Origin of the sequence: Cupriavidus sp. KK10, assembly GCF_018223725.1 — a bacterium.
Taxonomy (GTDB): domain Bacteria; phylum Pseudomonadota; class Gammaproteobacteria; order Burkholderiales; family Burkholderiaceae; genus Cupriavidus; species Cupriavidus necator.
This window is the reverse complement of sequence record NZ_CP073678.1, coordinates 928,863-942,935: the sequence shown is the minus strand read 5'-3', so window position 1 is coordinate 942,935 and position 14,073 is coordinate 928,863. Positions and strand designations below refer to the sequence as shown.

9 protein-coding genes and 1 pseudogene are annotated in these 14,073 nt (G+C 61.7%); 3 read left to right on the top strand and 7 right to left on the bottom strand.

What is annotated here, in order from left to right; translation table 11 throughout:
• Positions 1-30: 30 nt before the first annotated feature.
• The gene (locus KB879_RS35585) at positions 31-312 is read right to left on the bottom strand and encodes a hypothetical protein (protein ID WP_211982496.1); all 282 of its coding nucleotides are present in this window, start codon (positions 310-312) and stop codon (positions 31-33) included.
• Between the two features lie 392 nt (positions 313-704).
• Here KB879_RS35585 and KB879_RS35580 point away from each other — a divergent pair.
• A pseudogene (locus KB879_RS35580) lies at positions 705-1,001 on the top strand (TonB-dependent receptor); the annotation flags it as partial.
• An 86-nt stretch (positions 1,002-1,087) separates the two neighbouring features.
• On the opposite strand, the gene KB879_RS35575 reads toward KB879_RS35580, so the two are convergent.
• Positions 1,088-2,467 carry a PepSY domain-containing protein gene (locus KB879_RS35575; protein ID WP_249221365.1) on the bottom strand — a complete coding sequence of 460 codons (1,380 nt, stop codon included), beginning with the start codon at positions 2,465-2,467 and terminating at the stop codon, positions 1,088-1,090.
• 376 nt (positions 2,468-2,843) lie between these two features.
• Here KB879_RS35575 and KB879_RS35570 point away from each other — a divergent pair, with 376 nt between their 5' ends.
• Positions 2,844-4,940 (top strand): TonB-dependent receptor, encoded by a 2,097-nt coding sequence (locus KB879_RS35570; RefSeq protein WP_211984472.1) that lies wholly within the window; start codon positions 2,844-2,846, stop codon positions 4,938-4,940.
• Positions 4,941-5,987: 1,047 nt separating this feature from the next.
• Positions 5,988-6,134 carry a DUF3096 domain-containing protein gene (locus KB879_RS35565; protein WP_084187141.1) on the top strand — a complete coding sequence of 49 codons (147 nt, stop codon included), beginning with the start codon at positions 5,988-5,990 and terminating at the stop codon, positions 6,132-6,134.
• A gap of 137 nt (positions 6,135-6,271) precedes the next feature.
• Here KB879_RS35565 and KB879_RS35560 read toward each other — a convergent pair whose 3' ends face one another.
• The 5 genes from KB879_RS35560 to KB879_RS35540 form a co-directional block, all read right to left on the bottom strand.
• Positions 6,272-6,661: a BON domain-containing protein gene (locus tag KB879_RS35560; protein WP_371827430.1), complete on the bottom strand. Its 390-nt coding sequence runs from the start codon at positions 6,659-6,661 to the stop codon at positions 6,272-6,274.
• Between the two features lie 757 nt (positions 6,662-7,418).
• Entirely contained in the window at positions 7,419-8,153 is a 735-nt protein-coding gene (locus KB879_RS35555; RefSeq protein ID WP_013959814.1) for an MgtC/SapB family protein, read from the bottom strand.
• A 12-nt stretch (positions 8,154-8,165) separates the two neighbouring features.
• A complete protein-coding gene (locus KB879_RS35550; RefSeq protein ID WP_238553179.1) occupies positions 8,166-9,479 on the bottom strand; it encodes a TolC family outer membrane protein in 1,314 nt (437 codons plus the stop codon).
• Positions 9,480-9,559: 80 nt separating this feature from the next.
• Positions 9,560-12,613: an efflux RND transporter permease subunit gene (locus tag KB879_RS35545; RefSeq protein ID WP_211982490.1), complete on the bottom strand. Its 3,054-nt coding sequence runs from the start codon at positions 12,611-12,613 to the stop codon at positions 9,560-9,562.
• On the bottom strand, positions 12,610-13,758 hold the full coding sequence (locus tag KB879_RS35540) for an efflux RND transporter periplasmic adaptor subunit (protein ID WP_013959817.1): 1,149 nt from the start codon (positions 13,756-13,758) through the stop codon (positions 12,610-12,612). The genes KB879_RS35545 and KB879_RS35540 overlap by 4 nt, the downstream gene beginning before the upstream one ends.
• Between the last annotated feature and the right edge of the window lie 315 nt (positions 13,759-14,073).

Here is a 14,073-nt window from a genome sequence, read left to right as displayed (position 1 = left end):
AAGTGATTGCCGGCCGAATGCTAGGAAAGCTTACTTTTTCTCGGTGCCACCTTCCTTGGTAAATCCCAGATGAACGGTGATGGTGTCGCCGTTCTTGACGTCCTTGATTTGATCGGCTGGGAAATGCAGATGAAGGGTGGGCCCGCCCTTGGTTTGCAGGGCAAACGTTCCCTTCTTGTGATCAAGCTGGCTGACGGTCCCAGTCATATCGTGTTCACCCATGATCCCCGGCGTGTCTTTATGAGCAAACGCCGACGTTGCTGAAATCGTCATTAGCATCGTCGATACAACGAGCAGAAGTACCTTCTTCATGATGTACCTCCAAGCGATAAATCATGGCGGTCGTTGCGTCAGGCTCGGCATTCTGGATCGGAATTGGACAGGCACTGCAAGCAGAATGCCAGCCTCATTGAAAAGTGTAGGCGACCCGTAACATCGCGCAAGCCAAATACCAATCTGCCGACGACGCCGATGTGGCCGGGACACGGTGACGGATCGATGCGATCTCCAGCGGGAAGATGGCATCCAGGAAGGGCATGTTGCCATCGTTGCTATTGCTGGAAATGCCATCGGAATGTGCGACTGCCAACTTGCGTTCCAGGGCGTCTGGCTACGGTCGCAATAAGGCGGGATACCAGCAATCGGGGCGCGCATTGTCACACAGGACGAAAACGGGATGGAATGCGTCAAATACGATCAGCAGTTTGACGGCGTTGATCTCGCCCTCGCCACCGGGCGCGCTATCGGGCGCCACCGAGAATACCGGCGACTACATTCCGGAATCCATCCAGACAACGACATCCATGGGGATCTCGCTCAATCGGGGGAGGTGGTCGGTCGGTGCGCGCGGCCGGTACTTTGGCCCGCGCCCACTGGTCGAGGACAACAGTGTGCGCTCGGCCTCCTCATTTCTGGTTAACCTGAAAGTCGGCTACCAGGACATGAAGAACCACCGTGTCTTTGCGGAAGTCCTCAACGTCTTCGGCAAGCGTGCGAACGATTTCGTCGTGGTGTGGAGCTTTTAGCCAGCGAGCATGTCCGGGCGGAAGCTTGCAATGGCTTCTGTTGCGGATATGAAGGCTGGTCGTCAGACGGTAATGTTACCGGGCCTGGTCTTCGGCACACCAGTGACGCGGGCAACCACACGATCGATCAGCCAGACCAGAAGCAAGGTCACGCCCGTCATGGGAAAGACCAGTCCCAGCAACCCCAATCCCACCAGCCAGGCGCGCATCGGAGGCAACGCGGCAGGGTATGACGGAGCGCCTAGCGCGCGGGCGGGCTTGCGCCTGATCCACATGATGAAGCCGGTGGCGGCGAGCCCCATCAGTCCAAGTGAGATTGCAGCGCAAATGATCTGATTGGTAAGACCGAAATAACGCCCCATATGCAGGGACGTGCCATACGAAATGGCCTTGGCAACAGGGCCATAGTCAACGTAGCGGATGTCCTTGACGACTGCGCCGTTGTGCTGATCGATATGCAACGTGCGCTCGCCCTTGGGATCACTGGGGAAGCATGACACCGTATAGACCGCCTTGGCCGCCGCGGGAAGCGCGACCTGGCATCCGGCCACAGCGCCATTGGCCTGCGCAGTGGCGAGCACGTGGTCCAGGCTGACCGGCGTCTTACCCATGGAGCCTGTCGGCACGATGCTCAGGCCGGTAGCCCACGGCACCTCCGTAAGGGGCAGCGCTTCGGCTGTTTGGCTGTGGTGATCATGACTGGCATGGGAACCGAGCGATTTATCCTCTGCGGTCGCAGGCCCGTGGGAATGCGCGGCAGCGTTGGCGTCAGGGCGTCCGAGATTTGTGGCCGTTGCCAGCGCCTTAAATTGCTTGCCCCAGGAGGCGGTCCACGGCAGGCCGGAGAGGACAAAGGCGATTGCCCCGACCGCCAGCCATGACCCAAGAACCAGGTGGACTTCCTTCCACCAGCCACGCCTGCCGGTCGCCGGACTCATCCGAAACGCTGCAACGCCAGACAGACGCAAGCGTGGCCACCACATGGCAAGACCCGTGGCAATCATCACGAGCGTCCAGCATGCCGCCAGTTCCATCAATAATTCGCCCGTCTTACCCAGTAGCAAGGCCCGGTGCACCATGCGGACCTGCTTCATGAAGCGGTCTTCCACACTGAGGCTGCCAAGCACTTCGCCGGAATAAGGGTTCAGGTACAGGCTTTCGCTTTTTCCGGAAGGCAGACGGAAAATGAACTCGGCGCTGGCATCCGGTTTGGTCGCGGCGGTATAGGTGGTTGCCACCGCCCCGGCCGGCGCTGCCGTCTTTGCCTTCTCCAGCAAGGACTGTGCAGGAAGCCTCTTGTCTTCAGGCTCGACGCGCAACAGCTTTGGATATAACAAAGGCTCGATCTGCGGCTGAAAGCAATAGATCGTGCCGGTGATCGCCAAGACAATCAGGAACGGCATGACGAACAGGCCGGCGTAGAAATGCCAGCGCCACAGCATGCGATAAGCGGAGGCCGTCGACGCAGGCGTCCGGGAAGTTGAATGGGACATGGGTTAACGAAACAGCGTGCCAACATGAAGCATATCGCGCCAGGAACCATCATCCGTGCGACCAAATGACGCGTCGCTGGAAGAGAACTCACAAGAAACATCAGATGGCAGTTGTGGCCGCAACCCATCATTGGCACAAGCCTAGGTGGGCGCTTAGGAGACTCTTCCGTCCGTTCCGTCCGTTATGACGCATGCAAAAAGATCCCGGCGCTTGTGTCGTAATGTCGCATGGCATGGTGGACAGCGGACGTATATCCTTGCGCCCGAGCCAAACCATATACACGAAATCGAGCCAGCCCCCGGTGCAGATTCACGACAACAAAGCATGAAACGAGCTAAACTGTGGCGCCGCGCAGCGGTGCTTCCTGCCGCTGCGCTGTCCGGCGCTGCCTTGGCGCAGGCTTTGCCTGCGGCAGATACTGAAGTTCCTACGCTGCCGACAGTCACCGCCAGGGCAAATGTCGAAGGCTCGCTGACAGCCCCTGGTGTGGCGCGGCAACGGCAGTCGCTGTTTCAATCGGCAGGCTCAGTCGGCTTCGTCGACGCCACCTCCTATAGCAATACCTACGCATATGACCTGCGCGACGTGCTGAAGGATTCGCCTGGCGTCCATGTTCAGGAACGCTATGGGCAGGAATTGCGCCTGTCGATCCGTGGGTCGGGGGTCGCGCGCGGTTTCCATACGCGTGGCATTGAGATCCTTCAGGATGGCGTGCCGACCAACTTCGCCGACGGCAGCGGCGATTTCTACCAGGTCGATCCACTGGCCCTGTCCGCAGCAGAGGTTTATAAGGGCGGCAACGGGCTCGCCTACGGCAGCACCACGCTGGGTGGGGCGATCAACTTCACCACGCCCACGGCGCTCGCCGCTGACTCGCCCAACATGGTGCGGCTCGACGGCGGCAGCTTCGGCACCGTGCGCGGCAGCGGCCAGGTGTCGCGCCAGATTGGCGCGTGGGATTTCCTCGTCAACGGCACGGTCAGCCACTCTGAGGGGTATCGCAATCACGAGCGCGGCCAGTATGAGCAGATCAACGCCAACGTCGGCTATCGCTTCAGTCCGGCCGTGGAGACGCGCTTCTACTTCGGCGCCTATATTGTCGACCAGTTGTTGCCCGGCGCGCTATCCCTTAACAATGCGCTGAACAACCCGCGCATGGCGTCCGCCAGCGCACTGGCTGGCGATCAGGCCCGCAACACGCGTACCGAACGCCTGGCGAACGTCACCAGCGTCAAGCTGGACAACGGACAAATCGATTTCACCACCTGGGGTATCCACAAGAGCCTGTACCACCCGATCTTTCAGGTGATCGATCAGGATAGCTGGACCTATGGTTTTGCGCCCCGTTACACCGGCCAGTTCACGCTTGGCGGTCTGCGTAACCAGGTGATCGCCGGACTGCGTTTCTTCGGCGGCAACAACGACGCACGCCAGTACATCAACGTCAACGGCAATCGCGGCGCGCAGACGCTTAATTCCAAGCAAGACGCCTACAACTACGAGGCATATCTCGAAGACCGGCTCTATGTGCTGCCCACCGTGGCCCTGATGGCTGGCGCGAAGGCGTATCGCAACCGACGCGAGTACACAGATTACGGCGGGCTACCGACGAATCCGATGCCCAAGGCCGACGCCACCACCTACAGCGGCGTGAATCCGAAGTTCGGCGTGCTGTGGGAACCGCGCAAGGATGTCCAGGCCTTTATCGATATCACCCGCAGCGCCGACGTGCCCGACTTCTCGGATCTGAACCAGACCATCGGCACCACCCAGGGCTTCGTGCCGCTCGCCGCGCAACACGGCTGGACGCTCGAGGCGGGCACGCGTAGCCAGCAGGATCGCTTTGGCTGGGACCTGACCGTATATCGTTCGCTGGTGCGTGACCAATTGCTGCAGTTCACAGCCAGTCCCGATATTCCTGCGTCGACGTTCAACGCCAACAAGACCGTTCTGCAGGGGGTGGAGCTAGGCGCCAGCGCCGAGGTGCTGCGCGATGTGATCGGCAAGGGGGACAAGGTCACCGTTTCGCAGTTGTGGAACTACAGCGATTTCCGCTTCGATAGCGATCCGGTCTACGGCAACAACCGCATTGCCGGGGTTCCCAAGCACGTATTACGCACGACGCTGGCCTACAGCCGGGCATCGCGGTTGCGCGTGGCCGGCACAATCGACTGGGTGCCGACCGGCGCCTACGTGGACTACGCCAACACGCTGAAGGTGCCGTCCTATGTGCTGTTCGGGATCGAAGCCAGCTACGAGTTCGAGCGCGGCGTGACAGTGTTCCTTGACGCCCGCAACCTGGCCGACAAGCGCTATGTTAGCGACTTCAGCACGGTCGCTGACGCGCGCACGGCCAATACCTCGGTGTTCTATCCGGGTGTCGGCCGCGCGTTTTACGCGGGGGTCAAGTACAAGTTCTGATGACTTCGGGGCAGGGCCGGGTCACACACACAGAGTGTAGTGCCGTTTGGGATTACGTGAATGACCCCTGATGGCGGAAGTTGACACCAGCTGCAATCCAGACGTGGTCAGGGACTCGCCTAGAGCGATGCTGCTCCGCTGCTACGTGCGGCCTCTCCGCACTGGCTGCGCCACGCGCCGAGGTGGTCGCGCCCTGGCCGAGGGGCGGCGTAGTTAACAGTACTCCCGGGCGCCGTAGGCCGGCACCGCATTGGTAGGGTCGGTAAGAGCCAGTGGGCAGCCGTGGTAGGGCACGACAACGAACTTCGCGGGCGGCGCAAGCGATAAGAACAGCTACCGCCGGGGACTGCCAGCGCTATGCCAAGTGTGTCTTAAGCGCTGACTTCCGCGGTGGTGCTCTAGCCCTTGATGTCCCTGGGGTCGTGGCCAAACGTATTGCGCTCTCATTCGCCGTCATCGTCTTGCTGTCACGAACGGCCGTTATGGCCGATGAGTTATCCTCGATCGATGGTATGGAATGAACGGTCCGCTCCAGTACCCGCCCTTGGAACCTCAACAGCTCGACCGGCAGCAACGGGTCGACTGCTGCCTGTCGCCGGTGACCTTGTCGCCCCGCCGACGGCGGAGGTCGTGCCGGCCTTCATGTCATCGCAACGCTACCCGTCGCGCCCGAGTCCGGCCAGTCTCACGATTTCCGCTTTTTCCAGTCTCACGAAAAGCGCCCTAGTCTCACTAATTCCGTTTTCCAGCAACTGGAACAGGGCGGGTTGACACTCGCGCGTTGCTTGGTCACCTGGCTGACGCCATGTCAGGCCTGTACGCGAATCGATGGCGCATACGAGCGTGCGCTGAGCGCGCACTCAAGAATGACATCAAGACCGCGGGCAAGAAGACCGGGCACCAACGCGTCTGCCTGGCGCTTCCTCCGTACGCTGTCATATTGCAATCGTGTACACGCTGGCCTACGCTGAATCGTTGCCAAATAAGCGGCCGCCTGTAACCACCGGCGGGATCACCGCCCGAGCACGTCAATCCCGTGGAGTCATCGTGAACATCATCACCAGCGCTGGCCCTCTCATTTCGCTGATCGCCGGGATCCTGATTCTTGCCATGCCGCGGCTGCTTAACTATATCGTCGCCATTTACCTTATCGTGATCGGCCTGCTCGGACTGTTTGGCGGGCATCTGCGCTGAGTGAACAATAAGGGGATCGTGGCCTGAGTCTGCGCCGCTCGGGTAAGCCTGCCCCGCCAACTATGCCCGGGCAGGCTTTTGCTGCTTACCGCGACAATACCTTCAGCTTGTCGTTCACCGAACTCACACCCTCCACGCTACGCGTGGTCCACCGCAAGTTGGTGCTGTTCCTTCGTCGGCACCGAGCCACTCAGGTTGACCGTGCCGTTCCTGGTCTTCACGTGAATGCCCGTGGACTTCAGGTCCTTGGTGGCAAGCAGCTTGGTCTTCACCTTGGTCGTGATGGCGCTGTCGCTGACGCTTTGCTTGGTCTTTTCGGCACTCAGGTCAGTGGTAGCCGCAGGCCGCTGCTCGCGATCACCCTCGGCGCGGCCCGGCATGCCAGGGGCGGAGCTGGGAGGCGCAGCCGTGGTATCGGCGGCGACACGCATAAAGCCGCCTGTATCGAGTGCGAACGCGCTCCCTGCAGCCGCCGCCAGTGCAGCAACGACACAGGTCGAGCGCAGGGTATGGGTAGGAATTTTCATCGCTCTCTCCTGATGGTGTGGTCACACGATTCTTCATGAGGCGCCACACGAGCTGACTTGCGGGCGATGCATGCATCGCGACCACGGGTTCCTCGTGAACCGCATGAACGTCACCCGCAAGGAGTGTACCTGCCGGAACGGGCCCTAAGCTGTGGTCAAGCAGTCTATGTCACTCTCCCGATCCATCGCAATATGTGCAATTCGGAGCAGGGGATTGTAATTCCGGTCAGCGCAAAATGATTGGTTGCAACAGACGACACGGCGGCCGCAATTGCAGCACTGCCACTGCTCAGCTCGCCTTCGCGGGTGGCCCGTGCCTTCTACGGCAAACGTGGAATCGGTGGAGGAGTCGGAGCAACGCTAGGCAACCTAACGTACGGCACGACGGCGTAAGGAAAGGTCGCCGATCCATTAGCCGGCATCGTCGCGGGTGTTGAAATCGGCTGTGCCCCGGAGCTTTCCTGCTTTGAAAGTGGCGCGGTTTCCAGCTCAGTGCCATTCCAGCCTTCGTTAATGCCGCGCTGGTCTGGAATCTGGGCTCGACTGCTTGTCTGCGGAGCGGAAAACGCTGCCGCCGACACCATTCCAAACAGCGTGATCGCAACGGTGGACTTCACTAATTGGATCCTATGGCCTGAAACCATGTGCGCTCTTGTTTTCTGTGTCAATAGCGCCAGGCTCCTCAGTAATTTCATTTAGATCACCATGCATTGTCAGCAAGACAGCGTTGGTTGATAAAGAAGTTCGCGTACCCAAATCAACTGCGCACCGGCAGGATGCTGAACCGGGAGACACCCTGTGTGGCAGCCATCTCGGCCGCCAATGCTGCCGGCGATGTTGCGCGCGCCTTGTCCGGTGCGACCAGGCTGACTCTCCACACCGCCTGGTTGTCGGCAAACGTGATGGTCAGGCTGTCGTGCAACACGCGATAGCCGCGGGACTTTGCCCTGTCGATCAGCAGATCGAGGTCAGGCGCTTCTCCGGGTTGGAAAGTCAGAGACACATCAAGCGTCATGCGCCCCGGAAGCCTAGCCTCCAGCCGGTGCAACAGGGACATCGAGCCCACGCAGAGCACGGCAAGCAGCAACGCGGCGGCATAGAAGCCAACGCCGAGCAAGACCCCTATGGCCGAGGCAGCCCAGATCGATGCCGCGGTCGTGAGGCCGCGGATGCTCATGCCGTCCTTCATGATGACCCCCGCGCAAAGGAAGCCGCAGCCGGTGACGACTCCCTGGACGATATGGGTCGGGTCTGCCTGGGCGTGCGCTGAAACACCCCCGTACCACAGCCCCGGGTAGCCGACGAACACAGTCAAGGCCGTCGACGCCATGCAGACGAGGCCATAAGTGCGCATGCCGGCGGCGCGACCGTTGTATGAGCGCTCGTAGCCAACCAGCATGCCGAGCAGCAACGCGCCCACCATGTTCAGCCCGATGAACGCGTTAGCGGCGAGAAAGGCGCCGCTCCAGTAGTGCTGCAGATCCCCTGGCATAGGATTTCTCGATCAGGCTGCGAGCCAGACATTCAGCGAGCGCAAGGTCTCCTCGCTCAGTTCCCCCGCCGCGGCGGCAAGCCGCAGACGGCCAAGGAGGTAGTCCAGGCGTGCCTGGACCAGGTCGAGTTCAGCGGTGAACACGCGCTGCTGCGCGTCGAGCACGTCGGGTTCCGTACGGGTACCGAGGTCCCGGCCAAGCGTCGTTGCCGCGAGCGCGCTACGCGCCGAAGTCAACGACTGCTCGAGTGCGGCGACGCGCGACACGCCCGTTTTGACCGAGAGGAATCCGTCCTGCACCTTCAGGCGCACGTCGCGCCGGGCGGCGGCAACCTCCTGCTCCGCCTGGCTCTTCCTCGCAACGGATTCCCGCTCGCGCGAATCCAGTCCGCCGCCCGCGTACAGCGGAATGGTGAGCTGCAAGCCGACCGTCGCGGTCCGGGTGTTGCTGGCTGCAACCCAGGGAGCCAGGTTGCCGGTTTGCCCTTGTGCGCCATAACGCGCCACGAGCGCGACGGTCGGGCGACTGCTGACGCGGTACTTATCGATCTCCGCGCCGGCAATGTCGCGCTCCGACTGTCTGGTCTTGACGAGGTAGCTTTGTTCTTCACCCTTTGCCTGCCACGCCGTGAGATTGTCCGGTTCCGGCGGCCGCGGCGTGAAACCGGGCGCCGGCCCGCTGAGCTGATCGGGCGGCATGCCGACGGTTTCCTGGAATCGCGTACGTCGCTGTTCGAGAGCAGATTGCGCCGTGACTTCGCGACTCTCGACCCCATCCAGGCGCGCCTGGGCTTCATGGAGATCGGTGATCTTGCCCTGGCCGATGTCAAAGCGCGCCTTCGCGCGGTCGCGTTGCTGTCGCAACGCCGCCTTCTCGGCCTGCACCACGCGAAGCGTCTCCTCGCTCAACACCACGCCGAAGTATGCCTCGGCCACCCGCAAGGCCAGGTCCTGGCGAGACTGGTCGAACTGCGTCTGCGCCAGGTTCGATTGCTCGCGGAACTGCTTCCTCGTGGCTACGGCGGTCCTGTCGTACAGCGGCTGAACCAGCACCACGCCGGCCTGGCGCGCAGTTCCCGAGCTATCGCTGGATACCAACGGCGCAACGTCGGCCGGCGGGTTGCCGGACGAACGATTATTGATCCGGTCCAGTGTCGCCTGGAGGCTTACGCGGGGACGCAGCAAGGCGTCGCCCTGCACTGCCCTCTCCCGCCCCGCCGTGAGCGCATCGTTCGCAGCGAGGCTCGTCGGATCATGCGCCAATGCCTGCTGATAGGCCCCCACGAGATCGATAGCGCCCGACTCTCCAGCGTTCAGGAAAAGCATGCAGCCCAACGCCACTTGCCCGGCCCGCATGGCCATACTCAATCTTTTCATCGAAAACACTCTCATCGTCACATTTGCGATCAGACGGTCGCAGGACGCTTGGCCCGGTACCAGGTCGCATACAGGGCGGGAAGGAAGACGAGGGTCAGTACCGTGGCAACGGCGAGCCCTCCCATGATTGCCCATGCCATGGGACCCCAGAACACGGAATGGGTAAGCGGCACCATCGCCAGGATCGCCGCCAGGGCAGTCAGCACGATCGGTCGCAGCCGTCGCACCGCGGCCTCGACGATGGCCGTCCACAAGGGGACACCTGCGGCCACGTCCTGGTCGATCTGCACGACCAGGATCACCGAGTTGCGGATGATCATTCCGGCGAGGGCGATCACGCCCAACATGGCGACAAAACCAAATGGAATCCGGAACGCGGCCATGATGATGCTGACACCGATCAGCCCGAGCGGCGCGGTCAGCAGGACCATCGCCATCTTTCTCATATCCTGCAGTTGAATCATCAGCAGCAGGAGCACCGCGATGATCGTCACAGGCATCACCGCGAAAACAGAATGCTGGGCCTTCGCACTCGATTCGTAAGCGCCACCGATCTCGATGCCATAGCCGAGCGGAAGCTCTTTCTCCAGTGCGTCGAGCTTCGGCTGCAGTGCACGCGTGACGTCGGGTGCCTGCGCCCCGGCGATATCGGCACGAACCGTCAGCGTCGGCACGCGATTACGCCGCCACAGCTCACTGTCCTCGCTGTCAAGCGTGAGTCGGGCCACCTGAGAGACCGGCACGAACTTGCCGTCACGCACGTAGATCTTTGCATCCTTCAGGTTGTTCAGGTCCGTGCGTTCCGCCGCGACCAGGCGCGAGACCACGTCGATACCCTGGTCTTCCTCGCGGTACTGGGTGATTGGCGTGCCCGACAGCGAAGCCTCAAGTGCCTCCTTGATCTGGCCTGAGCTGACACCCAGTGCACGCGCCTTGTCCTGGTCGACGTCGACCTGCAAGCGCTTGACGCGTTCGCCCCAGTCCTGGTTGACCTCGCGCACGTGCGGCTCTTCGCGCATGATTGCGGCCAGCTTCTGCCCGATTGCGCGAACTTTGGCGTTGTCCTGCCCGAACACGCGGAACTGCACCGGGTAACCGACCGGCGGACCGTTTTCCAGTCGATTGACGCGGCCACGCACATTGGGGAATCTCTCGTCGAACAGCTTCTCGAGCTTCTCCTTCACTCGCTCCCGTGCTTCCCCGCCCTTCGTCATCACCAGCATCTCGCCCAGGTTCAGATTGGGCGTCTGCACGTCGAGGGGCAGGTAGAATCGCGGCGCACCGTTGCCAACAAAGCTGGTCATCGCCGCAATGTCCGGATCGCCCTTGAGCAGGCCTTCCAGCTTCTGGACCTCGCGTTGACTCGCCTCGAACGTGGAAGCCTTCGGCATCCACAGGTCCACGATGAGTTCGGGCCGGTCAGACGCGGGAAAGAACTGTTGGGGTATTGCCTTGAACAGCAGCAGCGAGCCGATAAACGCGGCGAGCGTGATGCCGAGCACCCACACGCGCTGCTTCAGGCAGAAGTCGATAAAGCGGCGGAACCTGACATAGAAGCCGCGCTGGTAGACCGCGTTCTCGTCATGCGACGCGTGCGCATGTTCCTTCAGGAGCTTGAAGCCGATGTATGGCGTAAAGAGGACGGCCACGATCCAGGACAACACCAGCGAAATACCCACCACCTGGAACAGGGAGTACACATATTCGCCCGTTCCCGACTTCGCAAAGCCGACCGGAAGAAAACCCGCCGCCGTGATCAGCGTGCCGGTAAGCATCGGGAAAGCGGTGGCTGTGTAGGCATATGTGGCGGCGCGGAACTTGTCCCAGCCCTGCTCTAGCTTCAGCGCCATCATTTCGACGGCAATGATGGCGTCGTCCACCAACAGTCCGAGCGCAATGATCAGCGCGCCCAGCGAGATGCGTTGCAACTCAATGCCCATCACGTACATCGCCAGGAAGGTCATGGCCAGCACGAGCGGGATGCTGAGCGCGACGACCAGTCCGGTGCGCAAGCCCAACGAGAGGAAGCTGACGACGAGCACAATGATCACAGCCTCGGCCAGACTCTTCTTGAACTCGAATACGGAATGCTCGACGATACGCGGCTGGTCGCTGACCGCGTGGATCTGCACGCCCACCGGCAGGTTGGACTCGATGTGCTTGATCGTTTCATCCAGCCTTGCGCCAAGCCGAATCACGTCGCCGCCCTTGCGCATGCTCACCGCCAGTCCGATCGCCTCATTGCCGTTGAAGCGCATCCTCGAGGTGGCGGGCTCCACAAAGCCCCGGCGGACGTCGGCGATATCGCCAAGACGGAAGGTACGCTGACCGGCACGGATGCCGATGGCGCGAATTTTCTCGACCGAGTCAAACTCGCCACTGACCGCCAACCGTACTTGCTCCGCGGTGGTCTGCACCGTCCCGCCCGATGTCACGGCATTGGTTTGTGCGAGGGTCGACGCGATCAGTGCCGGGTCGATACCCAGCGAGGCGAGCTTGGCGGTGGAGACTTCGACATAGATCTTCTGTTCCTGCTTGCCTACCAGGTCGACCTTGTTGACATCGCCGATACGAAGGAACTCATTACGCGCGGCGTCCGCAATCCGTCTCAGGTCGTCATAGTCGAAGCCATCGCCCGTGATGGCATAGAGGTTACCGAACGTGTCTCCGAACTCGTCATTGAAGAACGGACCTTGCGTGCCCTGTGGCAAGGTATGCCGGATGTCGCCCATCTTCTTGCGGACCTGGTACCACACATCCGGCACGGCACCCGGCGGTACATCCTCGCGCAGGTTGACCTTGACCTGCGTTTCGCCCGGCTTCACATAGGTAGACGTATAGTCGATTTCCGCAACCTCTTGCAGCTTGCGCTCGATCTTGTCGGTGACCTGGTCGGCCATCTGCTGCGCGGAGCTTCCCGGCCAGTACGCCTGCACAACCATGGTCTTGATCGTGAACTCGGGGTCTTCCTTCTGACCCAAGCTGCCGTATGCGAGCGCGCCGGCCACTGACAACAGCAACAGCAGGAACGCGACCATCTGCTGGTGCTTCAGTGCCCATTCGGACAGGTTGATACCTTTCACTTCGCACCTCCCGCCCTGGCGACAGTCACCGCCTCGGCCACCTTCACCTGCTGGCCAGCCTGCAGCATGTGCACGCCGGCACTGACCACGGTCTCTCCGCCCGCCAGTCCCCCAACCACGATCACGCTGTCGTTCTGCGCTGCGCCCAGCTTGACTTCACGTGCGATCACCCGCGACGTCTTCGGGTCGACCACCCATACCTGGCGGCCACGCTCATGATCGACGATGGCGGTCAGCGGCACGCGGACTACGCCGCTGCCGTCCACGTCGGGTGCGATCACCGACGCTGTCATGCCTAACCGCAGCTCCGGATCCGCCTCCTGAATGGAAATGCGTGCCGAGTACGTTCTGGTGACGCCGTCCGCGTCCGGCGCGAGCTCGCGGAGCTTGCCTGTCCAGGACTTGTCCGGCTGCGCCCACACCGTAATCGTCAGTGTCGGCGCCTTGCGTAGTTCGTCGACGCGCGACTCCGGAATGCTGATCGAGACCTCGCGTTCGCCGTCTGCCGCGACGGTGGCGACCGTCTGCCCCGCTGAAACCACCTGGCCGGCTTCCGCATTGATTGCGCTGACCACGCCATCGCGGTCTGCTACGAGCGTGGTAAATCCGCGCATGTTGGCATTGAGCTGCTGGCGCGCCTGTGCCGAGCGCAGTTGTGCTTCCGCCTGGTTAAGCGCCAGCCGCTGCTGGTCCAGCTCGGCTTGCGAGGCAAAGTTCTGGGCGAGCAGTTGCTCGGTACGCTTGACGTCCACCCGCGCCTGGGCTACCCGGCCTCTTGCCGCATCAGCCTCCGCACCCGCTGCGGCTACCTGCAACGTTTCCTGCGTGGTGTCGAGCTGGAACAGCGGCTGGCCGCGCTTGACATGGCTGCCGACTTCCACCATGCGCGCGACGATCTTGCCGGCGGTGCGGAATCCCAACTGACTTTCGTAACGCGCACGAATCTCACCTGAATAGGTCGCACCGACCGACCCGGCGGTGCGTCCGGCGACCACTGTCCGCACCGGCCTCACGTCCTTGCGTTCGGGTTCCGGACCCGGGGTACACGCGGCCAGATGTGCCGCGATGATGGTAAGAGCTGCCGCTCGAAGGTTCCTGTTCAATTTCTGCGCTCCACTAAGGTCCGTCGCTCGCCTGCGAGTCATCAGCGATCCACGTCACCGAGCCGGTCTGACCGGACTCGTGCTGGCGTCATTGACGGCAAGCCTGTTCGGGCTCTTCGCCCTTCCTGAGGATTCGAAGTCTACTTCATAATGACTTAGGTGTCATGATGACGTACAATTTATTTTATTGTGTGAGGACGGGTCGACTTTGCGGTCCCGGACCGCATGAGACGAAGAACGCGCGCGCCCGAAGGCTGTGGTGCGCAACGACAACGGCATACGCAAAGTGATGCGACGGGTATAGGCCGAAGACGCAGGAAGACCGGCGCGCGGCGTTGTCGACGCATTAACCATGAG